The sequence below is a fragment of the Actinomyces sp. ph3 genome (assembly GCF_000308055.1).
In the GTDB taxonomy this organism is placed as follows: domain Bacteria; phylum Actinomycetota; class Actinomycetes; order Actinomycetales; family Actinomycetaceae; genus Pauljensenia.
Map to the genome: position 1 here is coordinate 87,666 of NZ_CAGY01000008.1, position 23,845 is coordinate 111,510.

The following is a 23,845-nucleotide window of genomic DNA, read 5'->3' on the forward strand; positions in this document are numbered from 1 at the left end:
TCAGTCCTCAAGGCCTTCAAGAATTGCTGCGGTTGCAGACACACCCAAACGGTTTGCGCCGGCATTGATCATGGCGACAGCGGTCTCTGCATTGCGGATACCGCCCGAGGCCTTCACCCCGACGCCCTCGCCCACGGTCTCACGCATGAGCTTCACCGCGTGAACGGATGCTCCACCTGCAGGGTGGAAACCAGTTGAGGTCTTGACAAAATCTGCACCGGCAGCGACCGCCGCACGGCAGACTGCAACGATTTCTTCATCGTTCAAGGCCGCCGATTCGATGATGACCTTCAGGACCTTACCCGCGGGAATCTCCGCGCGGACGGCTCGGATTTCGTCTTCGACCTGATCGAACTTGCCTTCTTTTGCCAGGGCAATATTGATGACCATATCGATCTCGTCAGCACCATCGGCAATAGCCTGTTTGGCTTCGTAAGCCTTGACATTCGGCTTCACTGCCCCCGAAGGGAAGCCCACGACGCAGGCGACCTTCAGTCCTTCGGGCACCTCAAGCGGGAGCATCGATGGGGACACGCACACGGAATAGGTACCAAAACGTGCACCTTCCTCAACGATTCGCGCGACATCGGCGCTAGTGGCCTCGGGCTTGAGGATCGTGTGGTCGATCAGATGTGCAACTTCAGACTTCTTCATACTTTTCCTTTTTTAGGTCCTCAGATCTGCGCCAGAGGAAGTGCAATTTCCATCATCTGGGTGAAGGCGGTCTGACGCTCGTGTGCGGTGGTTTCTTCACCGGTCACCAGCGAGTCAGAGACGGTAAAGATTCCCAGAGCTTCAACCCCGGCTTCGGCGGCAGTCGCGTAGAGGCCCGAAGTCTCCATTTCGATGGCCATGATGCCCATCTTCTGCCAGCGCTCATTAAAGGTCGGATCGGCATTGTAGAAAGTGTCCGAGGAGAGGACGTTACCCACGTGGGTGGTCACTCCCTTTTCCTTTGCATTCTCGCGCACAGCCTCGATCAGACGGTAGGAACCAATGGGGGCATAGGTTCCCGGGATGTTGTATTGATCGATGAAGTTCGAGTTCGTGCATGCTCCCTGAGCGATGACGACATCGTAAAGGTTGATTCCCGGCTGGAGTGCACCACACGTACCCACGCGGATCAGCTTCGTGCAACCAAAAACATGGATGAGTTCCCACGCGTACAGCGAGATCGAAGGAATGCCCATGCCCGATCCCATAACGGACACCGGGGTGCCCTGGTAGGTACCGGTGAAGCCCAGCATGTTACGCACCGCGTTGAATTGCTGCGCGTCCTCAAGGTAGGTCTCGGCAATGAACTTGGCGCGAAGCGGATCTCCGGGCAGCAAGATGGTCGGTGCAATGGGGGCCGTCGGGTTGATGTGCGGTGTCGATTTCATGGTTGTTTACTCCAATACGTATGTGGTGGTGTCGCTTGCCTGGTCTGGTTTAAGTCTTAGCCCACGCGGTCCAAAATGATGTGACGGGGAGCGGGTGCGGTTTCACTGATCACCATTCCCCCGTCCAGTGCCTCAAGAGCTCGGGGAATGCGCCATTCATCGTCGGTGTGCAAGGTGAAGAGCGGCTGGCCCGCCTTGACCTGATCACCGGGCTTAGCGTGGATTTCGATACCCGCACCGGCCTGTACCGGATCGTCCTTGACTGCTCGTCCGGCGCCCAGCCTCCACGAGGCTACGCCCACGCTCAGCGCATCCATTTCGGAAAGGTAGCCATCGGCCTCGGCGGTGACAGTGTGGGTCAGTGTTGAGGTCGGAAGCTCAGCATCGGGGTCTCCCCCCTGCTCACGGATCATTGCGCGCCAGGTATCCATCGCACGACCGTCCTTGAGTGCAGCCTCGACGTCGACGTCGCTCTTACCGGCCATGGACAGCATGGTGCGGGCAAGCTCGACGGTCAACTCCACAACATCTGCGGGGCCGCCGCCGGCCAGAACCTCAACGGATTCTTCGACCTCAAGCGCATTACCGACCTTGAGTCCCAGCGGGGTCGACATATCGGTGAGCAGCGCCTGGGTCTTCACACCGGCATCTCGTCCAAGATCCACCATGGTGCGGGCAAGCTCGCGAGCGTTGTCGATGTCCTTCATGAATGCGCCGCTGCCAACCTTGACGTCCAAGACCAGAGAATCGGTGCCCTCGGCAATCTTCTTCGACATGATCGAAGAGGCAATTAGTGGAATGCAATCGACGGTCGATGTGATATCGCGCAGTGCGTAGAGCTTCTTATCTGCGGGGGCAAGGCCCGCACCCGCTGCGCAAATGACAGCGCCGCAGCCTTCGCCCAGCTGATGGTAGATCTCTTCGTTGGACAGCGAGGCACGCCAGCCGGGGATGGCCTCGAGTTTGTCCAAGGTCCCGCCTGTGTGGCCAAGGCCTCGGCCCGAAAGCTGCGGAACGGCAACGCCAAAACACGCAACCAGGGGAGCAAGAGGAAGGGTGATCTTATCGCCGACGCCGCCAGTGGAGTGCTTGTCAGCGGTCACTCGGCCAATTCGAGCGAAATCCATACGTTCGCCGGAATCAATCATGGCCTGGGTCCAGGTGACGATTTCCTCCCGATCCATTCCGCGCAGGAAGACAGCCATGGCAAGCGCTGCCATTTGTTCGTCTTTCATGACCCCGCGCGTGTAGGCATCAATGGTCCACTGGATTTCTTCGGTGGACAGTTTCCCGCCATCGCGCTTCACGCGGATGACGTCGACGGCATCAAACTGTTTCATGATGTCCTTCCTGGGTGTTGTTGTCGGGCTATGTGTGTGGCGGACGCACATGTCACCTGATGACACATACGCCCGCCAGAGTGATTAGTCTTCCGTGAATCGCGCCGCGGCGACTTCGGTTAGGTCGTGCGGACCAAAAGCTCCCGGGAGCACCTGCTTCATGGTCATGACACCTTCGGGCATCAGAACCAAGCAGTCATTCCCACCGTGCTCAAAAATAAGCTGGCGGCAGCGTCCGCAAGGAGCCACGGGTTCGCAGTTTCCATTCACTGCAACGACCGCTGCTAAGCGGCCTCCGCCCGAGCGCACCATCTGCGAGACCATCCCACATTCGGCACACAGGGTGACGCCATAACCGGCATTTTCCACATTGCAGCCCGAATAGGTGTGTCCATCGGTTGTCAGTCCTGCCGCACCGACGGGGAATCCGCTATAGGGGCAGTAAGCCTGCTCCATTGCCGAGATCGCAAGATCCTTGAGCTCTTCCCAATTGATATCCATGTTTGGGTCCTTCATCTACCTAGCCGTCGATCACTTCGTGTAGGGAATGTTTTCGGCTGCCGGGGGACGCGACTTTCCGACGAATCCGGCGACCGCAATGATGGTCACGATGTAAGGAATCATCGAGATCAGGTCCGAAGGAATGGACTGCTCAAGGTTGGGCAGCAAGCGAGCGAGCGCTTGGGCGAAGCCGAACATAAGCGCCGCGCCCATAGCACCGATCGGGTGCCACTTGCCCAAAATCATTGCCGCAAGGGCGATGTAGCCGTTACCTGCGGAGATATTGTCAGTGAAGGAGAGGCTCGAACCGATGGTGAAGAATGCACCGCCCAATCCAGCAAAACCAGAAGCGAGGATCGCATTGAGGGTTCGCGTGCGATTGACGTTGATGCCGACGGTATCTGCAGCGCGCGGGTGCTCACCACAGGCGCGAAGGCGCAGGCCCCAGCGCGAGCGGTAAAGGTAAACCGCCAAGAAAATCACCGTGGCGTACATCAGGTACACCAAGATATTGTGGTTGAAGAGCACGGGACCAAGAATTGGGATCTCACCTAGGAGCGGGATCTTGATGTCTGAGAGCGAGAACCTGTTGGTGTTGAACAGTTCGGGCTTCTTCGTCATCCACGTTCCGTAGAAGAAGGTCGTCAGACCCGCTGCAAGGACGTTCAAAACCACACCGACGATAATCTGATCCACGCCGTACTTGACCGAGAAGAGTGCCAAGAGGCAACCAAGGAATGCGCCTGCGATCGGAGCGGCGATCAAACCTGCCCACGAGGTCTGGAAGAAGGACGCTGCCATGACGCCTGCGAAAGCACCCAAGAGCAGGTCACCTTCAATGGCGATATTGACAACGCCAACGCGTTCGGAGACAACACCCGAAAGGGAGCCGAAGATCAGAGGCGTCGAGATTGCCACTGTGGAGTAGAGGGTGGAGGTCAGTGTGACAACACCGGCCGAACCCGAACCCGCGTAGATCAAGAAGCCAAAGACCGTCGCAATTCCGGCAACGATCATCATGGTGACGTCAAGCCACCGCGGATTTTGACGACGTGCCCACACCGAGTAGATCGACCAGGCTGTCACCAGAAGGGTGAATACCGTGAGTACCAGAAGGATCGGACGACCGGGGGTCACAATGTCGTCGATATTGATGCTCTGGGACTTGTCATTAAGCCTGATGGTGACATCGCCACTGACCTTGACGACGAAAAGGATCTGCAGAAGGGCTGCCAGAACGTAGACAACCGGCATCTTCCACGAACGCTTCAGCTGAACGTCATTCATTGCGCGCGTCTGGCTCATCGTGCCTCTCCTTCCGTATCGGTGGAGGCACCATCGATGGCGGCATCGCCGCCCTCGGATGCTGCGTCTTCCTTCACTGCCGAGGCCATGGCCGGGGTCTTCCCGTCTTCTTCAGAGTGCTCACCGCTGAGTTCAGCGAGCTCAGCACGCAAGCTCTTCTTGGTTTCCTTCGGCAGGTGGAAGAGCCAACGGACCAGCATGGGAGCTGCGATCAGCAAGACGATCACTGACTGGAGGATCAAGATCATATCGATCGGAACACCCTTGGCCTGCATGGTATAACCACCGGCTTTAAAGGCACCGAAGAGGATACCTGCACCCAGAGTGCCCAGAGGCTTGTTGCGGCCCAGGAGAGCAACCGTGATGGCATCGAAACCGATTGAACCAGCGATGTCTCTGGAGACGTAACCAACGGTACCCAAGGCCTCGTTCGCACCTGCAAGTCCCAGGAAAGCACCCGAGATTGCCATGGTAATTGCGGTGATCTTTCCAACTGAGATACCAGCGGTACGGGCGGCCTCGGGGTTCGCACCAACTGCGCGAATTTCAAAGCCGAGGGTCGATCGCTCAATAAGCCACCAGAAAACGATGACCGCAAGGAGCGCAACAAAAAGGCCAACGTGGATCTTGAAGGGCGCATCCAAGATACGGGTGAAGGCAGCTGAATCCGCGACCTTCGGGGTTTGAGGCTGATTAGAACCGGGAACCTGCCAGGACTTCTTCGAGAGGATGTATCCCAGCGCCAAGGTCGCAATCGAATTCAGCATGATGGTGACAATGACTTCGTTCGCCCCGGTCTTTGCCTTCAGAACACCGGCGATTCCCGCATAGAGCGCACCGGCAACCATTGCGGCAAGAAGAGCAACAAGAGTGTGAACGACGGGCGGCAGGTTCATTGCGAAGCCAACCCAGACAGCGGCAAGAGCACCGAAGATGATCTGGCCTTTACCACCGATGTTGAACAGGCCTGCGCGGAAGCCCAAGGCAAGGCCCAAGCCACCCAAAACCAAGGGGATGGAGAAGAACAGGGACTCTGTCAAAGGTTTGATCTGACGCTGGAAGCTACGAGCTGTTGGATCAAAGATCGCTCCGCGGAACATCGCGTAGTAGGCATCGAGTACCGATGCACCGGTCATCGCGATCAGAATGGCACCGATAGCGAAGGCGATGAGAACCGCAAGGATAGAAACGAACCATCGCGATCCCAGGATATGACGGCACACAATCAGTGCCTTCGAAGGACGCTTTACCGCGGTCATCAGTTCTCCTCCACGTGTGAATCCGAAACCTCGGCGTTTTCCTGCACGCCTTCTACGGCCTCGTCATAGGGAACACCAGCCATCATCAAACCAAGAACGTCACGCGGGGTGTCCGCGGGAACGATTCCCATCACGCGGCCTCGGTACATGACGACAATGCGATCGGCCAGCGAGATCACTTCGTCCAATTCCGATGAGATCAGAAGGACGGGAATGTTCTGGTCGCGCACCTCAACAATGCGCTTGTGAATGAATTCGATAGAACCAACATCCACACCGCGGGTCGGCTGGTTCGCGACAAGCAGGTTGAGGTCCTTTGACATCTCGCGCGCGACAACAACCTTCTGCTGATTTCCACCAGAAAGCGAGGAAATCGGGTCATTGATTGAAGTCAAACGAATATCGAATTCCTGCTCTTTATCGCGCGCGTTCTGCGCAATAGCTCCCAGCTTAAGCATTGGGCCCGATGCGAAGGAGGAATCCTTGTACTGGTCCAAAATCAGGTTCTCGGCGACGGAGAAAGTAGAAATAATGCCATCGGTCGATCGGTCTTCGGGAATGAAGCCAACACCGGCGTCCAAAGACTTTCGAGGACCTGCGTGGGAAATATCTTCGCCTTCAAGAAGAATTTCACCAGAATCTGGGGTACACAGACCCAAAACAGTTTGTGCCAATTCGGTCTGGCCGTTGCCCTGCACACCCGCGACGGCGACGATTTCACCGCGCTCTACCGCGAAGGAGACATGGTCAAGGAGCGGTACTCCCTGGGGCGAGAGCATAGAAATTGCCTTGAATTCCAGTCCCCCACCAGTGGGCGCTGCGGGAGCTTTTTGGACGCGCATCATGACGGAGCGGCCGACCATCTTATTCGCCAGTTCTGATTCAGAATCTTGCGGAGAGGCTTCACCAACAACGGCACCGCGTCGAATCACGGTAATTTCGTCTGCGACGGCTCGAACTTCGCGAAGCTTGTGAGTGATGAAGACAATCGAGGTCCCAGCGTCGGCAAGTTGACGCATGATCGCCATGAGTTCGTCAGTCTCTTGAGGCGTGAGCACTGCCGTTGGCTCATCAAGAATGAGGACCTTCGCCTGACGCGAAAGCGCTTTAACAATTTCAACTCGCTGCTGGGCGCCGACAGAAAGATCTTCAATGAGCGCATCGGGATCAAGATCGAAACCAAAGCGCGCTGAAACCTCTTTCACGGTCTTGCGTGCCTGAGCAAGATCAATCAAGCCGCTTGCCTTGGTCGGTTCAAAACCCAGTGCGATTGATTCTGCAACAGTGAAAACTGGGATCAGCATGAAGTGCTGGTGAACCATGCCGATGCCGGCTGCGACCGCGTCGCCGGGGCCATCGAAGTGGACGGGCTTTCCATCGATGAGGATTTCACCTTCATCGGGCTGGTGAAGGCCGTAGAGCACGTTCATCAACGTTGATTTACCCGCTCCATTTTCACCCAGAAGTGCGTGAATGTGGCCTTCTTCAATTGTCAGGTTGATGTCGTTATTTGCGACCAGAGGACCGAAACGTTTGGTGATCCCCTTCAGTTCCAATTTCACTCTACTGCGCCCCTTCTGCGTGGTCGAGCTCCCGTTTCAGGATAGCCGAAAAAAGTGGGGCGCGATGGTCGAAAACCACCGCGCCCCAACCTAAGATTTCCGCGTCACTTCGGGGAGTTTGCGGACTCAACCTTTAGCTCGCCCTTCTTGATCTGATCGGTGAGCTTGGTCAGCTCATCCTTCAGATCCGAGGGAACCTTGGAGTCGAAATCGTGGAAGGGAGCGATGGAAACGCCACCGTTTTCCAGGGTGCCCACGTAGGGGGTTGCAGTGAACTTGCCGTTCACGGAGTCCGTGATGGCCTGCTCAACCGAAGCACCAATTTCCTTCATGACCGAGGTCAGAACGATCGACTTGTAGTCGGGGGCAGATTCGTACCAGTCGGAGTCAACACCGATGATGTAGGTCTTGCCATCAGCCTGTGCAGCTGCTGCTGCGCCCAGGCCCACGGGGCCGGCGACGGGCATGATGATGTCAGCGCCCTGGTCGATGAACTGCTGTGCCTGCTGCTTGCCCAGTGCCTGGTCATCGAAGGACTGGGTGAAGGAGCCGTTCTGAGTTGCCTTATCCCAACCGAGGACCTGGACATTGGTGCCCTTGGCCTTGTTGTAGGCGGCAACACCATCGGCAAAGCCGTCCATGAAGACGGTAACCGAAGGAATCTGGATACCACCGAAGGTGGCAACCTTACCGGTCTTGCTCATGCCTGCTGCGGCGTAACCCGCAAGGTAGGCGGCTTCAGCGGTGTTGAAGAGCAGTGGGCGTGCATTCTCGACGGTGACGGTCTTGTTGGAATCATCCGAGAAGGAGGAGTCAACCAGTGCGTAGTGAACATCCTTATTCTCATTTGCAGAGGCGTGGAGCGCCTTCTCGAGGTTGAAGCCAACGCCGATGATCAGGTTGCAGCCATCGGAAACCATGGATTCGGTGTTGGGCACGAAGTCTGCCGAGGAGGAAGACTCTGCCGTGTTGATCTGGATACCGAGCTTGGACTGTGCGGCCTTCAGACCGTTGTATGCGGACTCGTTGAAGGACTTGTCGTCCCAACCGCCTGCGTCCGACACTGCACAAGCCTTGAAGCTTGCGCCCTTCGATGCTGCGTCAGAGCTGGATTCTGACGAGGCCTTCTGGCCGGATGAGCACGCGGTCAGCGCGAGAGTTGCGACGCCGGCGACCGCAACAAATTTGGTGAGGGTCTTCATGCTGTATTTCCTCCACATAGGTTGTGTACATCCAGAGATGGATAGATGCGAGGATGCGATGAGACCCAGAATGGGCACATGCATCACCGCTTGCGAGAACGCATAAGTGTGCTGCGTTGACGCCCACTAATGAGTTTCACCCGTCATAATTAGGCGTGTCAAGGCGGATTGGATACAGCTCGATAACGAATCTATAAATCTCATCTTTTCCGCATAAATGCAGTATTTATTCATTTCTGAATCACAGTTGTTCTCTCACCATACGGGCACACTTGCATAAAACAGTCAAAACCCAGAAGAGAAGCACTCTGAGATTGACATAGTTGACAAACACAGTGGGTGGCACAGCCATACGACCGTGCCACCCACGTGCGAATTCAATGCTCAATCAGATTGAGATCCTCATGAGTACAGCTTCCGTTTCAGTTCTTCTTGCGACGCAGAGCAAGCCCTGCACCACCCAAGGCAAGAGCAGCCAAAACTGCAATTCCAGCTACGGAACCGGTCTTCGCAAGCTTCTTGCCCTTCGGGGCCTTCGGGTTCACCGCGGTGTTCGGCGTTGCAGGCTGCGCAGCGGCGGGGCAAGCCACCGACACGGTCAAACCTGCGGCCTCGGGAACGACGGTCCCAAAGTCGGTCTCAACGGTGACGGGCAGGGAGAGCACTCCCCCTTCGGGCTTGGCAGCGCACACCGACATCGGCAGCGAGGCCTTCAAAGTTGCCTGGCCTGCGCCATCGGTCGTGATGACCGAGGCTTCGTCTGAGGCATGCAATTCACGCAGCGAGTTATCGACACTTGCGCTGGCGACAACCGACCCGAAGGAGACCTTGACATTCTGAGTCTTTCCGGGGCCCTCGGAGAAGGACAGGCCGCGCAAAGGCACAGTGAATTCCTGATCGGGAGTAAGCGTATCGCTGGGGAGCGTCACGCCGATTGCCTGCTTGAGGGTGGCAGCCTTAATGCCGTTGTGTGCACCCAGGTACTCGTTGAACTTATCGCGGTCGAGGTTACCCAAAACTGTCTTCGTGCCACGGGTCAGCGCCGGGAAGGTGTCACCACCTGCGAGCAAGAAGGTAACGGATCCAACCGTGTACTCCTTGTTCATATCAATGGGCGCACCGTTGACCAGCAGCGAGGTAATGCGCTCGCCGTAAGGCTTCGAGGCATCGTAGGTGTACTGAACATTCTTCGACAGGCCAAGCTTGAGCAGCGGGCGCGAGTTCTGAGAATTCAGGTTCGTCTTCCACTGTTCTTCCAGAGCATCCTTCACATCGGAGCCCTTGATGGTTACATATCCCAGCTCGTTCGAGAAGGGCATGACATCGTAGCTCTGCTTGTAGGTGATGGTGCCATCGCTACCGGGTTCGAGATCCGCACGCAGACCACCGGCATTGATCATGCCGATATCAACGGGGTTCCCATCGGCTGTGCGAATTGTTTCACGCATTGCATCGGCAGCAAGGTTGCCCAGCGTCGATTCGATACCGCGGTTACCGCCCTTTTCGATGCTTCCATCGGGGGCCTCGAAAATACCGCGGTGGAAGCTCTCGGTGTATCCACGTGCCACAACTTCAGCGCCGGCTACTGCCGAGGCCTGCTGCGCGCGGGTCACGACGGCCTTTGTCTCGGGGTCTTCACCGCATTCGTATACGGTTGCAGCGGGGATCAGCTTGGTATCGGCCTTAACGACCTTTCCGGTCGCCGTGTCGTAGGAGATCTGGATCAGACCCAGGTTATCCGTGTAGGAACCCGAGGCCACACCCGCGAGAAGCGGATTTGCAGAGGTGAGCGTGACCGGCGAATCGACGTGGTCGAACTCGTAAGGCACGTGCGTGTCACCGCCCATGAGGCCGTCAACATCGGCGCTCATCTTCGGGTAGTTATTCTTCACGTCATCATCGAGCATGGCGATGACGATCTGTGCGGTTCCATCCTGCTTGAGCTTCTTTGCCAGGGTGTTGATCTTGGCGATCGGATCGTTGAAGGTCAAACCCGCTGTGGTTCCGGGGCTGAGCTTATAGGGCACGTCCCCAGCGATCGCACCAATAAATGCAACCGTTACTCCCGAGGGAGAGGTCCACAGCTTGTACTCTCCCAGGTAAGGAGTTCCCGAGCCCCAGGTTCCCATTCCGTCAACGTTTGCAGCCAGGTAGGGGAAATTCGTCTGAACAAACTCAGAGGGGTTCGATCCATCAACACGCTGCTTGAAGACAGCCTGCCCCATATCGAGCTCATGGTTACCCATGGTCGATGCCAAGGGGTGCATCGTATTGAGGGCCTCGATGGTCGGGTTATCCTTCAGCGCACCCGAAGTGTAGGGAGATGCACCAATGTTGTCACCCAACAGGGTGAAGCTTGAGTTCGGATTCGTCGCCTTTGCTTTCTTAAGGTAGCAATTCATCGCCGGAAGACCCGATTCGCTGATCTTCTTGGTCTTGCGATCCTTTTGCGGCTCAATGTGTCCGTGCACATCGGTCAGGTTGTACAGGTCCAAGGTGACGATATCGGAAGCTCCGCGATCCGTTCCGGCTGCGGGGGCCGGGTCAGGAGTCGCCTCGCTTGCCGAGGCCTCGGCAGTGGGGGTGGCGGCAGGAGCCTCGGTGCTCGCTTCCGCCGTTGGGGTGGCGTCGCTAGCAGGCTCCGCGAGCGCAGTCAGCGGGGTTGCAAAGAGCGCGAGTGCCGCACCGGTTGCAATCGCCACTCGTCGTGAAGTGGTGAACATATTGTGTGTTCCTCTCGTGATGGTTGGTGAGGGTCAGAGGGTCTTACGGCGCAGCGCGCAACCGATTGCTGCCAGGGCCAGGGCTCCCGCAATCAGCGGAATGCTTCCCATGACACCGGTCGAGGCCAAAGTGGAGTGCTTCGGAGTTGCTGCGGATTGCGGGGTGGGCTGCGTGGGAGCGTTCGGGGAGGTGGAGGCCTGCCCCGAAGGCTCGCTGGTCGGTGCAACACTTGGATTGTTGATCGGAGTGATGAGGTTCAAACCGATGATTTCAGGATTGTGGTCCGAGGCGCGGTAGGGGTTATCGGCCTCGAAGGCCAGGTAGGCGTTGTAGTTGGCACGCGAGTATTCGAAGGCAATGCTCTCTTGCGCGTTCACGGCCCAAGACTTCACCTCGGTGATCAGCGGGTGTGCTGCAGAGTTTGCAAAGACGTGGTCCATGGATCCGGAGCGACCGCCATAGACGTAGGAAGAGTCGCCGTGACCTGACTCGTGGGTCCACCCAGCATCGGTGAGAACCTTCAGCGGATCTTCTTTGGAATAGGCGTTGAAGTCACCGACAAGCAGTGTCGGGGTTCCGTTGAAACTCTGTGCGAAGGTGGCAAGTGCGCGAGCCTGCTTGACGCGGACTCCATTGGAGTTCCCCTGACCATCACCATTGTCAGTGTTTGCTGCTGCTTCCGCGCCGGACAAGTTCTTGGGTGCAGATCCCTTAGACTTGAAGTGGTTGGCAATTACAACAAAGTTCTTGCCTTCGTGGTTTGCATCAGTGATCGGCTTGAATTCTTGAGCCAGGGGCTGACGCGCGAGGCCCGTGTATGCCGGATCGTCGTAAATGACGGAGTCCCCGACCGGGGCGATCTTTGCCTTCTTGTAGATGAAAGCAATGCGGATGACGTCTTCGTTTGCCGGAACGGTTGAGGGGCTGGGGACATAGGCCCAGACCTCGGATCCGGCAGCGGCATTGAGTGCATTGACGAGGCTCTTGAGCGCACCGTCACGGTCACTACTGACACCGGAGGCTACGGGGTTTTCGATTTCTTCCAGTGCCACAACATCGGCATCAATCGTGTTAATCGCCTGAACGATCTTGGTCTGCTGGTTCGCAAAAGCCAGCGATGACCAGGCGCCGCGGAGCTTGCAGTTCTTGTCGGTCACGTACTTGTGGTTGCGGTCTTCGTATCCCTTGCATCCGGGTTCGTTTTCACCCAGATCAGAGAAGTAGTTGAGGACGTTGAAGGTTGCGACCTTGGTATCACCGCTCACTGTTGGAACAGCTGGACGCTCCCCCCTGATGGCGACCGGGGAACGGTCGGGGTAACCAGCGGTCATCTGCGTGGGCTGGAAAACGAAGCTTCCAAAGCGTGATTCCAAGACAACGGGTTTGGTGAAAGTGACGTGGTAGCCCACGCGAGCAGGTGCTCCGTTCGCCAAGTAGGCGTAGCGCTCTTTGTGCCCGTTCTGCTTGAAATTCGTCAGGTCCGTGGTCGAGGCGTCGTCCAGATCAATAGTCTTTGCAGCGTTTTCTGCCTCGTAGGCTTGAGCAGCAGTGCCGGGGGCAACAACGTCGGTTGCGGTACGCAATACCTCGGTTCCGGGGGTCAGCGAGAGCGTCCCGTAGCGGTTCGTCTTGTAGTTATCGGTAATTGTCCACGTGTCCTTGGGCAAAACCAGCATGGATTCAAGCGCTTCCATCTGATCGCGCGTCGGCACACCGCTCACTTCCGTGGGTTTAACGGGATCACATCCACTAACTGCTGTGATCGCTTGTGGAAGCAGTTGAGTCAGACTCTGGGTTGAGGCGGTTTCATTCTTAACACCCGCATATTCAGCAACCTTGCCTTTGACGACAACACAGTCACCGATGGAAGGCATTGATGCAGAGGACTTCCCCATAAAAACGAAGAGGCCATCGGAGGTGCTTCGCGTAGGATCCCAAGTCCCGCCTGTTCCGGGGGTTTGGATGGTGAAGCCCTCGAGGCCTTTAAGGTTTGCGTTCTCTCCCTTGGGATAGGCCGCGGTCACAACGCCTTTGGTTTCAACGGTTTGATTAATCAGGTGAGAGTCATCCCCATCACCGGGGGTTTGGATATCGCCGATGCTTACCAACGTTGGTGCTGCGCGGTCCTCGCCCGGGGCTTGCGAGGCCTCGGCAGTGGGAAGGGAAGCCGCCTCCTCTGGGGCTGTAGTTACGGTCTCGGGCGCGGGAGATACCGTTTCCGCATCACTTCCTGGTGTTTCACCCCCTGCTGGATCAGCGTAAGCCACAATCGGCATCCCCATGAGCGAGAGTGTCGCAAGGGTCGTCACCAGTGTCCGATTCTTCGCATGCAGCATGTGCATCTCCCTCTCAAGGCGAACGAATCCGTATGCAGAAAACAGCAGGTACCGTCTGCGAGGACAGAGCAGGCACACTCCCGACCTGTTACCCCAATCACTCAAAAGGTTAGTCCTGCTCAGAAGACCTAAAGGACGTTTTCACAAAATTTCAGTATCACTTTTGAGAATCCTCAGCTCATCCCCAGATAAAGGGGAATGAGTGTCCATTTTCTGCAACTTTCTCCACGGCTGAGGGGATATTCACTACTGTGGGAACATGTCTATACCTACTCCTCCCCCAGTCCAGCCTTCAACGACGCAAGTTCCCACCGAAGCTCAGCCTCCGGCACTCGCAATTCGTGGCCTCGTGAAGATTTTCGGAAATCTAGTTGCCGTCGCGAACCTCAACCTTGACATCCCCAAGGGCTCCTTTTACGGCTTCGTCGGCCCCAATGGCGCGGGTAAGACAACCACCCTCAACATGGCAACCGGCCTGCTCACCCCCGATCAGGGAACCGCCTACGTCAATGGAATTGATGTGTGGAAAGACGATCACGCGGCTCGCGCGCAGCTCGGCGTCATGCCCGACGGCATGCGCTTACTTGACCGCCTCTCAGGCCCAGACTTCCTGGTGCATGTTGGAATGCTTCGCGGATTGGATCGAGAAACTGCCCGCCAGCGCGCTCACCAACTTCTGGACACCCTGGATCTGACCGATGCAGGAAAGAAACTCATTTCGGACTACTCAGCGGGTATGACGAAGAAGATTTCCCTGGCGGCAGCGCTCATTCACGCTCCTTCTCTGCTGGTTCTTGACGAACCCTTCGAGGCCGTTGACCCGGTTTCGGCGGCAAATATCCGCCAGATATTGCAAGACTTCACCTCTCGCGGGGGAACGGTCATTCTCTCCAGTCACGTCATGGCAACAGTCCAACAGCTGTGTACGCACGTCGCGGTGATTAATCACGGGCAAGTACTGGCCTCTGGCACGACCGAAGAGGTCGCAGCGGGAATGTCTCTTGACGAACGTTTTGCCCAGCTGGTTGGCGGCGTTCACACCAGCGAAGGACTGTCATGGCTGGCCAACTGATTCGCATGAAACTGCGCATCATGTGGAATACGGTGCGCAGTCAGACAGCCGTTTTGATTTTCTCGATCATCGGTATTTTGTACGGTTTGGGTTTCACAGGCTTTGCCTACTTTGGCATTGCCAAGATTGCAACCATGACGATTCAAGCTCCATGGGTATTCGTCATGCTGCCAGGCCCCATAATTTTCATGGGCTGGATCATCTGCCCGGTGATCATGGCATCGATGGATAACTCTCTTGAGCCACGCCGACTTTCTCCCTTTGTCGCGCCTACGCATCAGCTCGCACGCGCACTTATTGCCGCTTCATGCGTGAGCATCGGCGCAATTTTCTCTGGACTCTTCATCATTCTTCCCGCCTGGTTTTATCTCTTCCGCGGGCAATGGGCCCTGGCTGCAGGATCACTCCTTGCCGGGCTGCTCACGCTTCTGACCGCAATCGTCTGGGCAAAGGCCATCACGACTTGGGCTGGAAACCAGATTCAAAAAGATTCGACGCGAAAGAACTTAGCGGGCTTCATCGGGACCATGGTGTTCATTTCTGTCTTCGCACCGATGGGGATCTGGTTCCAACTCATTGCCGAGCATTTCTCATATGACACGGTGCTGGCAGCGCTTCCAGTCGTTTACACAACTCCTTTTGGTTCCTTCTTTGGAGTAGTTGCATCTCTGAGCGAGAGCGACTACCTGATAGCCGGGATCCGTTTCGCGATTGCTGCCGTCACCGCCGGCGCGGCTTGGTTCCTGTGGCTGAGGGTTCTTGGACCTGCGATGCACGGAGTATCGCGCCCGGTATCTGCGCAGGCTCAGCAGGCAATTAAAGAGGGACGCTATCACGTTGACGAGGAGCGCGCGTCCAAAGAACGTGAGCAGCAGCGACAGGATTCACGCGCGCTGGGACTCAAGTACGTGCAACGGTGGGAAGCACTTGGTTTCTCACCTCAGAGCGCTTCCATGGCAACGAAGACCGTTTACTACTGGCTTCATGATTCGCGTCTGTCAACCTCTCTAGCGTCCAGCATTTTCTTCCCCTTCATGGCAGTTCTCATGAGTTTCCTGATGGACAGCGAGAGCCGCAGTGAGGTGCCCTTCTCCTTCAATTTCTTCCTATACCTTGCTCCTTTGCTCATCGGGACGACAATCGGGGCAAATATGCAATATGACTCCACTGCAGCGTGGATTCCTATCGCTTCTGGAGTTCGTGGCGCTCAAGACCGTTTGGGACGCCTGCTTGGTTCCTTGGTGCTGATCACTCCGGTTATCCTCATCGCAGATAGCATTGCGAGCACTATCTTGGGTAATACTCTTGCCGACACCGCCTGGGTTTTGGGCTTGTGCATACTTCTTTTGGCCGCTTCTTCTTCAACGGCAATGATCATCGGAAGCCGCTGGGTCTATCAAGTCCAACAGCCAGGAACCTCTCCCCTAAGTACCCGTGGAACCGGATCGGGCATGGTTGCGATGTGGGCGGTCTCGGCTGCAACACTCGGGGGGCTTCTTGGTGCACTTCCCGGGTGGTTGGCTCTGTATTTCGCCGCCGGTCACACAATCGCATTCATTGGAGCCTTCGTATTCTCAGTTGTGTGGAGCGCATGCCTTCTGACCATTGCGGTCAAGTGGGGTGGAAAACTCTGGGACCGTTACAAGGTTGAGATGCTCAACAAGATGCAGTCCTGGCCCGGAAGATAAGCAATATTTCCCCTGGCGCTAGCGTTCACTAGTCAACGCTCAGTGTCCAACGCTCGGTATTCACTGCTTACTTCTCAGTACTCGATGCTCAGCGAGGGATAAACATAGGGGTGTGGCCCGCAGGAATTCCTGCGGGCCACACCCCTCATTACGCTATGTTCAGCGAGCCTGGTAGGTCAGGCAGTCCGCGCTGGTTGATCCGACGCGAATCGCAGAAGCGGTGCACTCAAGATCGGTGTTGAAGGAGCAATCCGCCTTCTGGCAGGCACCCACAACGGGGCTCTTACGCTCAAGACCGCCACGAACAGACAGCGGTACGAAGGTAGAGCAGGTGCGTCCGTAGCCGATGGTGACGGCGCCGGCAGCGCAACCATTGTTGTTGTAGGAGCACTCGGAAACGGAGCAGTCCTGAACCAAGGGAAGGTCGATGGTCGTCATGATGATCTCCTTGAAGAGTCGGAATAAAGAATGAAGACACTCCAAGAATGACGTAATTAAATTCAAAATCCACTACATCCCATTTTTCCGCGAAATACCGCCACTTTAAGACGCATCGACACGCGAAATGCAGGAGTATTTACGAAACATTCCAACCTGCTATTGATCTAAGGCAAGCCTGCACTGATCAAAGCGAATTTCACCAAAGAACCCGCTGTTTCCCCCTCTGCATATCCTTTGGCTCAGCGGTTTTGATCAGTCATCAAGCAGCTCAGCATTCTCCAGCCAGGCTTCTTCCAACTCCTCAATTTCGGCGCGCAAATCCGTGGACTGCGTAGAAAACGATGTCATCTCATCCAAGACGGAAGGATCCGTTGCGACTTTTTCAGCGAGAAGGGCAAGCTCGGCCTCGACCTTTTCCAAACGCGTGCGAAGACTTTCAATCTTTCGTTCCAAGCGCGCGGCTTCCTTCTTCGCCGCTCGCCTGGCCGCCGAATCCGTCATCCCCGCGCTCTTCGCACTGTCAGAGGATTCCCCACCCGGTGTATTTCCAGATTGACTAGGGCGCACCGCACTTTCACCGCTAGTGGAAGCGTCCGCGCCAAAAGTGGCGCCGCCGGCCTCGCGAATGCGGAGGTACTCCTCTACCCCACCGGGAAGGGCACGCAAGCTGCCATCCCCCAGAAGCGCAACTTGGTGGTCGGTCACGCGTTCAAGCAGGTAGCGGTCGTGGCTGACGACAACCAAAGTTCCCGGGAAGGCATCCAGCAGGTCTTCCATTGCCGCCAAAGTATCCGTATCCAGATCGTTTGTCGGTTCGTCAAGAAGAAGAACATTCGGTTCAGCCATGAGCAGGCGCATGAGCTGCAGACGTCGCCGCTCACCACCGGAAATCTCTGAAATCCTGGTCCATGCACGCTCTCGAGTAAAACCCATCCTCTCGGTCATTTGCGAGGAGGAGACTTCTTTGCCGTCAACGATCACGCTGTGCGCAACCTGATCGACGGCCTCGACAACGCGCATATCCGAAAGATCATCAAGCTCGTGGGTATCCTGCGAAAGCGTGGCAACCTGAACGGTCTTCCCGCGCTTGACGCGCCCGCTGGTCGGTTCCAGATCCCCTCGAAGCAGATTGAGAATCGTCGTTTTTCCTGCACCATTCACGCCGACCACACCGACTCGCTCGCCGGGAGCGAGGCGCCACGTCACGTGGTCAAGAATGGTGCGCTGGCCACCTTCTGGAGTTGGGAAGGTGACGGTGACGTCCTCGAGGTCCAATACGTCTTTCCCGAGGCGTGCGGTCGCCATTTTCACCAGCTCGACGCTGTCCCTGGGCGGGGGAACGTCAGCAATTAGAGCTTCGGCGGCAGCGATATGGAACTTTGGCTTGGAAGTTCGCGCGGGGGCACCTCGGCGCAGCCAAGCCAATTCCTTTGTCAATAGGTTTGCGCGTTTCTTCGCAGCGACATCAGCTTGGCGAAGGCGCTCAGCCCTGGCCAGAGTGTATGCAGCGTAGGAGCCATCGTAAATTTCAACGCGGCCGGGAATCTGAGGCCGAGAGCCGCCCGGATCAATCCCCGGAACAACCTCCCAAATCGTTTCGCACACAGCGTCCAAGAACCAGCGGTCGTGGGTCACCGCAATGAGAGCGCCGCTTGCACCCGGACGAGCAAAACGCGCATTCAGATGTTGAGCAAGCCATGCGACACCTTCCACGTCTAGATGGTTCGTCGGCTCATCCAAGCAGACAACATCTGAGGGCAGTGCAAGGACTCGCGCCAGATCAACGCGACGACGTTGTCCACCAGAAAGTGTTCCAACCTGAGCATGCAGGTCGATATCAGAGAGTAAACCGGCATGGATATCGCGAATTGCGGGCTGCGAGGCCCATTCGTATTCTTCAAGTCCGGGGTGCACCGCGTCCATCACGCGCGCGTCATCATCCAGATGATCGCCTTGCTCAAGCATGACAATGCGTAGGCCATCGCGGGTGATAATTCGGCCATCGTCAGGTTGCTGCAGGCCCGCAACCAAGCGCAGAAGCGTTGATTTTCCCGCTCCGTTGGGGCCAAGAATACCGATCCGAGAAGAGTCTTCGACGCTGATATCAACGTCCGCAAGTAGTTGGCGCGAACCGGCAAGGGCTCCCAGTGACTGCGTCCCCAGTAAGTGGGCCACTCTTAGCTCTCCTCTTCTTCTACGATTGCTCCCACTGCGGGGCCAGACGTCGGTAGGACTGCGCTGACTTCACTGCTTGTTCCAAGCGCTTCAGCGAGTTCACTGGCATGTTCCCTATCACGAGCAAGGACAGCAATGGTCGGTCCCGAGCCCGAAAGGATCGCTGCGCAGGCACCCGCATCCTTTGCGTCGTGAATCGTTGTTGCAAGTTCGGGGTACAGGTGAAGAGCCGGGGCAGTCAGGTCATTGCACAGCACTGAAGCAAGCGTGTCGGCATCTGAGCAAAGCGCATGTCTTTCCGCATCACTCAGCTGTGCTGGAACGCCGCCTTCTCGCAGCTGGTCAAGGGTTCGAAAAACCTCGGGGGTCGACAGGCCGTGGTGTGCACGCGCCATCACCCAGTAATGACACGGCCATAAGGACTGGTCCGAATCAAGCAAAGAGGTCAGGCGGTCGCCCCTCCCCTGCCCCAGAGTCATTCCACCCATGATGCATGCGGGAACGTCTGCGCCCAAGGTACGTCCGATCTGGCAGAGCTGTTCAAGCGTTAATCCCAGTCCCCACAGCTGATTGCAGGCAACCAGAGCAGCTGCGGCATCAGCGGAACCTCCGGCCATACCTCCGGCTATCGGAATGCATTTATCAACGTGAATACTCACCCCGGCAGCAGTCTGAGCCCAAGGACCGGCTGCAGCCAGTTTTTGAAGCGCACGCGCTGCTCGATATGCCAAATGGGTAGTGGGATCAAGATCCGCCATCGCAGCTGTTGCAGCCTCATCTACCGAGCCATCGGCACCGTAGGCCACCGTTTCAATGTGGATCCCGGGGGACTTTGAGGTGCGTACGGTCACGCTTTCACGAACATTTAGGCATTCAAAAACTGTCACCAGCTCGTGATATCCATCAGCATCCGGGGCGCCCGCACGAAGGATGACATTGACTTTCCCGGGTGCCGATGCACGTACCTCACGCACGGGGCTGCTCCACCCCGCCTTGCTCGCTTTCTTGCGGTGCACCTCCCAGGTCACCAGCAGCGCGGCGCTCCTTCGCGTAACGATCCTGCTCGGGAAGATGAATCTTGCCCTCAGCGCGCATTTCAAGCAAAACTGAACCGAGACGCACGTAATCGTCAATCCCCAGCTTTTCGCCTCGGATCGAGGAATCTACCCCAGCGCGATCGCACAGCTCCTGCGCGGCCTCGGCGCTGCCCGCCCAATTCTTCAAAGCGGCGCGCAGAGTCTTCCGGCGCTGAGAAAATGCCGTATCGCAGACCTCGAAAGTCGCAAGACGCAAGGAGGTATCCCCGCGCGGGGTCTTTGAGCGCTGAAGCTCCACCAGTGCGGAATCTACGTTGGGAACAGGCCAGAACACCGAGCGTCCAATGGTTCCCGCGCGAGTTGTGGTACCGTACCACGCGGCCTTTACCGAAGGAACCCCGTAGGTACGCGAACCCGGCTGAGCAGCCAGGCGATCGGCAACCTCGGCCTGAACCATTACTAATGCCGACTCCAAGGAAGGGAAGGACTCCAGCATGGAAAGCAGCAGAGGAACCGCAACATTGTAGGGAAGATTCGCAACCAAGTGCGTTGGCGCCGGCCAATCATCCTCAAAGTCCTCGAGGCCATTAATCTGAACGGCATCGCGGTTGATCACGTGGAGGCGCTCCGCGGCCTCGGGCATTCGCTGTGCAACGGTCACCGGAAGCGCACGGGCAAGCACCGGATCGATCTCAATGGCGCGTACCTGCGCCCCAGCCTCAAGAAGTCCAAGGGTCAGCGAACCCAGCCCGGGCCCGACCTCAATGACTTGCGTTCCTTCACCAATTCCCGCGTCGCGCACGATGCGTCGAACAGTACCGGCATCATGAACAAAGTTCTGGCCAAGGGTCTTAGTTGGGCGCACCCCCAGTGCCTGGCAGATCGCATGCACTTCAATAGGGCCAAGCAGCCCGCTCTCGCTGGGCTGGGCATCACTGGGCACATTCGGCGTGGAATATCGACGGGGAGAAGTCACGCTCCCATCCTAAAGGATCAGTACCATCCAACGGAGTTTGAATGCCCCAGAGCAGAGCACGGTGTCCCATAGCGTCCGGCGATGTACCCCAAGCCCCACTTGATCTGCGTGACCGGGTTGGTTTGCCAATCCGAACCCGCCGAAGCCATCTTGCTTCCCGGCAGTGCCTGCGGAATGCCGTAGGCGCCGGAAGAGGAGTTCTTCGCGTAGGGGTTCCAGTGGGACTCACGGTTCCACAGCGCAACCAAGCATTGGAATTCGGAGTCTCCCCATCCGCGAGCGCTCACCAGGGGTTTAGCCAAAGAACGAGGATCCTCACCCGAATAGGTCAAGGGGATATCGGCCGCGACCATCGCTTGGGCAACTTCAGCTGAGTTTCCACCCGCTGCGGTAATCTCCGCGGCCGTCGAGAGTGTTCCGAGCTTCGCGCGGTAACGGATTGATTTCGTTCCGTCGGCTTCGGTCTTTTCTTCCAACGTTGCCTTGGGGTCCAGACCGGCTTCAATCAGCGCCTTGGGAGTGACTTCCTTAGTTCCGACCGAACGAATCTGCGCGGTAGGTTCGCGAGTGACCTTTGAATTCAGTGGTGCAGCATATGCTTCCCCACCGTCAACGTTTTCACTCCAGGTCAGTTCCTCAGATTCTCCTTCAACGCCCTTGGTGGTGACTTGTTCTTCACCAACGAAAAGCTGGTCGGAATCTTGACGGTGTTCCTCGAAAGGAATCGGCACCTTTCGCGGTGCAAGCGCACGCGAAACCCGATGAATATCGATAGTCAGGCCGTCAGCGTTCTTAACCTCGACACGGTCCAGGGGGCCCAGGTTGATTTTTTCTTTATTCAAGATGGCCCGGGTATCCATGCCTTCACGCGCGGTGACCTGACGCGAGCTTCCGTCGACGTTAATGGTGACGGTACGCGTCTGGGTGACCAGAGGAGTCAGGCTGGAACGCGAATAGGAACGGTCAACGGCAAGAACGGCTTTTGTCGAATCTGCTCCAAGGCCTGAGAGCACACCTTCGGCTGAAGGCGCGGTCGACCACAGGGTTGTTCGGTCTCCGTTAATGGTCAGAGTATAGGGCTTCGCTGTGCGCACTACGATCGTCTGTCCGTTTGCAACGTATTGCGAGGCGGCGGGCTGAACTTGGTCGTGTTCACCCAGCTCAATATCCGCTTGACTTAAGACACCTGAAACAGTGTGCGACCAAGTAGAAACCGGGTAGACGATGCCATCAACTTCAAGGTTGACGGTGGAATGCGCACGGGCAATACCCACTCCCGCGACCATAAACATGGCCAGACTGGCTGCGCCAGCACCTGCTAGGACGCGACGTTTCGTCGGCGCCCATGAAGCGGTGCGGCTATGGCGAGCTGCGTTCACAGAAGTCCTAGTGCTCGAGCGCACGCGGGCCACTGGCCCCATCCGGAACGGGCCTGGAGCGCCTGTGCACGTTGGGTCTGTTCTGCTGCCGAGGCCTCGGAGGGCAGTCCGGTGCCGCCCATTGCGCGCCACGTAGAAGCAGAGAATTGGTAGAGGCCATAGTAGCCGTTACCGGTATTCGTTGCGGGGTTGCCGCCCGATTCACAGCGGGCCAGGGCTGCCCAGACTCCATCTCCGCTCACCGTTGCCGATGCTGACGAGGCCGAGGATCCTGAGTTCGAAGAAGAGCTTGCTGAAGTGGTTTCCTTGGTGCCGACCTTGACAATTTGCTTGACCGGTTCGGTACGGTTTTCGCCCAGCATCTGGCTCACGACCTCTTGGCCATCACGACGCTCGACGTAGAAGCTGCGCTTGATGGAGCCGTCGGAGCCTTCCTGAACAACGCGCTTGGTTCCCTTGGCCAGGCTGGAGTCTTCTTGTTCCTCTACTTCCTTGGCCAAAGTTTCTTCGCGTTCTTCAGTGCCACGTTGAACTCGGGTGACCTTGAGGAATACGCCTTGGTCATCACTTGAGAAGGTCACGCGGTCAAGGGGTGAAACCTGAACCCCTGCCTGCTGGAGCAGGTCCGAGGCATGGGTGCCTTCGCGCGCGTCAACGGTGTGGGTTTGCCCATCAGCAATGACGCGGATATTCCCGGTTGCCGTAAGTGCGGGAAGGGTTGCACGAGAGGTCGAGCGGTCAGCAGCGATCACCGCGCCGGTGGTGCCGACCTGGCTCATGAGGTTGTTGATATCCGTAGCGGTGGACCACGTGGGGGTTGAAACACCGTTGATATCGACCAGGTAGCGCTGCGCGCGACGCACGACGACGGTTTGACCATTCGTCACGCCTTCTTGGAGGGAGGGCGCAACCAGATCATGGGGAGAAACTTCTACACCCGCAGTTGACAGAACATCAGAGACCTTACCCATGAATCCCGATACGGGGATGGAGACACCATCGACTTCCAGGGTGACATCTCTAAATGACGTGGCTACCGATGTCCCGGCGATACCGGTGACGGCAAATGCTGCAACTGCAGCGCTGGCAATGACTGCCTTGCGCGAGGGGTGGAAATTCACGTAACTCCAGACTTCGTAGGATTCGCCCTGGCAGCTTCATAGAAGCGCAACTCGCATGCGAGCCTGCGGCGAACGAACAGTTCACACGCTACAGGGTTTCAAAGAGACCAAGCGAGTGTTAGTGATAGGGACCATAAACATTTACATCATTAACCACATTCGTCACATATGTAACAGGAATCCAACTTCGTGACATGAGAGATTGATTGCTCAAATTGGCGTTTATTCAGTGAGGAACATTAGGATAAGGGCAGATTTCAACCGCTGCGATGAAGGGATCGTGAATGATGATGTCACGTCACCGCGGGATTTGGGCGTTCGCTACATGTGCTCTCTTGGGAGTAT

At 57.0% G+C, this 23,845-nt stretch carries 18 protein-coding genes; 2 read left to right on the plus strand and 16 right to left on the minus strand.

Annotation, left to right across the window (positions count from 1 at the left end; translation table 11 throughout):
- The 10 genes from deoC to HGAS_RS07945 all read right to left on the minus strand — a co-directional run bounded on the left by deoC (position 1) and on the right by HGAS_RS07945 (position 13,611).
- Entirely contained in the window at positions 1–654 is a 654-nt protein-coding gene (deoC, locus tag HGAS_RS07900) for a deoxyribose-phosphate aldolase (protein ID WP_019127260.1), read from the minus strand.
- Between the two features lie 20 nt (positions 655–674).
- Positions 675–1,382 carry a purine-nucleoside phosphorylase gene (gene deoD, locus HGAS_RS07905; protein WP_019127261.1) on the minus strand — a complete coding sequence of 236 codons (708 nt, stop codon included), beginning with the start codon at positions 1,380–1,382 and terminating at the stop codon, positions 675–677.
- A gap of 56 nt (positions 1,383–1,438) precedes the next feature.
- Entirely contained in the window at positions 1,439–2,722 is a 1,284-nt protein-coding gene (locus HGAS_RS07910; RefSeq protein WP_019127262.1) for a thymidine phosphorylase, read from the minus strand.
- Positions 2,723–2,806: 84 nt separating this feature from the next.
- On the minus strand, positions 2,807–3,223 hold the full coding sequence (locus HGAS_RS07915; RefSeq protein WP_019127263.1) for a cytidine deaminase: 417 nt from the start codon (positions 3,221–3,223) through the stop codon (positions 2,807–2,809).
- A gap of 30 nt (positions 3,224–3,253) precedes the next feature.
- Positions 3,254–4,528 carry an ABC transporter permease gene (locus HGAS_RS07920; protein ID WP_019127264.1) on the minus strand — a complete coding sequence of 425 codons (1,275 nt, stop codon included), beginning with the start codon at positions 4,526–4,528 and terminating at the stop codon, positions 3,254–3,256.
- Positions 4,525–5,787 (minus strand): ABC transporter permease, encoded by a 1,263-nt coding sequence (locus HGAS_RS07925; RefSeq protein WP_019127265.1) that lies wholly within the window; start codon positions 5,785–5,787, stop codon positions 4,525–4,527. Before HGAS_RS07925 ends, HGAS_RS07920 begins: the two co-directional genes overlap by 4 nt.
- Complete coding sequence (locus tag HGAS_RS07930; protein ID WP_019127266.1) at positions 5,787–7,349, minus strand: ABC transporter ATP-binding protein; 1,563 nt, start codon at positions 7,347–7,349, stop codon at positions 5,787–5,789. The genes HGAS_RS07925 and HGAS_RS07930 overlap by 1 nt, the downstream gene beginning before the upstream one ends.
- Positions 7,350–7,453: 104 nt before the next feature.
- Positions 7,454–8,551, minus strand: coding sequence for a BMP family lipoprotein (locus HGAS_RS07935; RefSeq protein WP_019127267.1), 1,098 nt, complete (start codon positions 8,549–8,551; stop codon positions 7,454–7,456).
- Between the two features lie 422 nt (positions 8,552–8,973).
- Positions 8,974–11,274 (minus strand): bifunctional metallophosphatase/5'-nucleotidase, encoded by a 2,301-nt coding sequence (locus HGAS_RS07940; protein ID WP_019127268.1) that lies wholly within the window; start codon positions 11,272–11,274, stop codon positions 8,974–8,976.
- A gap of 33 nt (positions 11,275–11,307) precedes the next feature.
- Positions 11,308–13,611: an ExeM/NucH family extracellular endonuclease gene (locus HGAS_RS07945; protein WP_019127269.1), complete on the minus strand. Its 2,304-nt coding sequence runs from the start codon at positions 13,609–13,611 to the stop codon at positions 11,308–11,310.
- 259 nt (positions 13,612–13,870) lie between these two features.
- On the opposite strand from HGAS_RS07945, the gene HGAS_RS07950 reads away from it, so the two are divergent.
- Positions 13,871–14,683 carry an ABC transporter ATP-binding protein gene (locus HGAS_RS07950; RefSeq protein WP_019127270.1) on the plus strand — a complete coding sequence of 271 codons (813 nt, stop codon included), beginning with the start codon at positions 13,871–13,873 and terminating at the stop codon, positions 14,681–14,683.
- Positions 14,668–16,371, plus strand: coding sequence for a hypothetical protein (locus HGAS_RS07955; protein ID WP_019127271.1), 1,704 nt, complete (start codon positions 14,668–14,670; stop codon positions 16,369–16,371). The genes HGAS_RS07950 and HGAS_RS07955 overlap by 16 nt, the downstream gene beginning before the upstream one ends.
- 159 nt (positions 16,372–16,530) lie before the next feature.
- On the opposite strand, the gene HGAS_RS07960 is transcribed toward HGAS_RS07955, so the two are convergent.
- From HGAS_RS07960 to HGAS_RS07985, 6 genes are all read right to left on the minus strand, one after another.
- Positions 16,531–16,809: a DUF1540 domain-containing protein gene (locus tag HGAS_RS07960; protein WP_019127272.1), complete on the minus strand. Its 279-nt coding sequence runs from the start codon at positions 16,807–16,809 to the stop codon at positions 16,531–16,533.
- Positions 16,810–17,064: 255 nt separating this feature from the next.
- Positions 17,065–18,987: an ABC-F family ATP-binding cassette domain-containing protein gene (locus HGAS_RS07965; RefSeq protein WP_019127273.1), complete on the minus strand. Its 1,923-nt coding sequence runs from the start codon at positions 18,985–18,987 to the stop codon at positions 17,065–17,067.
- A gap of 2 nt (positions 18,988–18,989) precedes the next feature.
- Positions 18,990–19,961 (minus strand): 4-(cytidine 5'-diphospho)-2-C-methyl-D-erythritol kinase, encoded by a 972-nt coding sequence (locus tag HGAS_RS07970; protein ID WP_019127274.1) that lies wholly within the window; start codon positions 19,959–19,961, stop codon positions 18,990–18,992.
- Entirely contained in the window at positions 19,954–21,000 is a 1,047-nt protein-coding gene (rsmA, locus tag HGAS_RS07975; RefSeq protein ID WP_019127275.1) for a 16S rRNA (adenine(1518)-N(6)/adenine(1519)-N(6))-dimethyltransferase RsmA, read from the minus strand. The genes HGAS_RS07970 and rsmA overlap by 8 nt, the downstream gene beginning before the upstream one ends.
- Positions 21,001–21,017: 17 nt before the next feature.
- Entirely contained in the window at positions 21,018–22,379 is a 1,362-nt protein-coding gene (locus tag HGAS_RS07980) for a ubiquitin-like domain-containing protein (RefSeq protein WP_019127276.1), read from the minus strand.
- On the minus strand, positions 22,376–23,500 hold the full coding sequence (locus HGAS_RS07985; protein WP_019127277.1) for a resuscitation-promoting factor: 1,125 nt from the start codon (positions 23,498–23,500) through the stop codon (positions 22,376–22,378). Before HGAS_RS07985 ends, HGAS_RS07980 begins: the two co-directional genes overlap by 4 nt.
- Positions 23,501–23,845 lie beyond the last annotated feature (345 nt).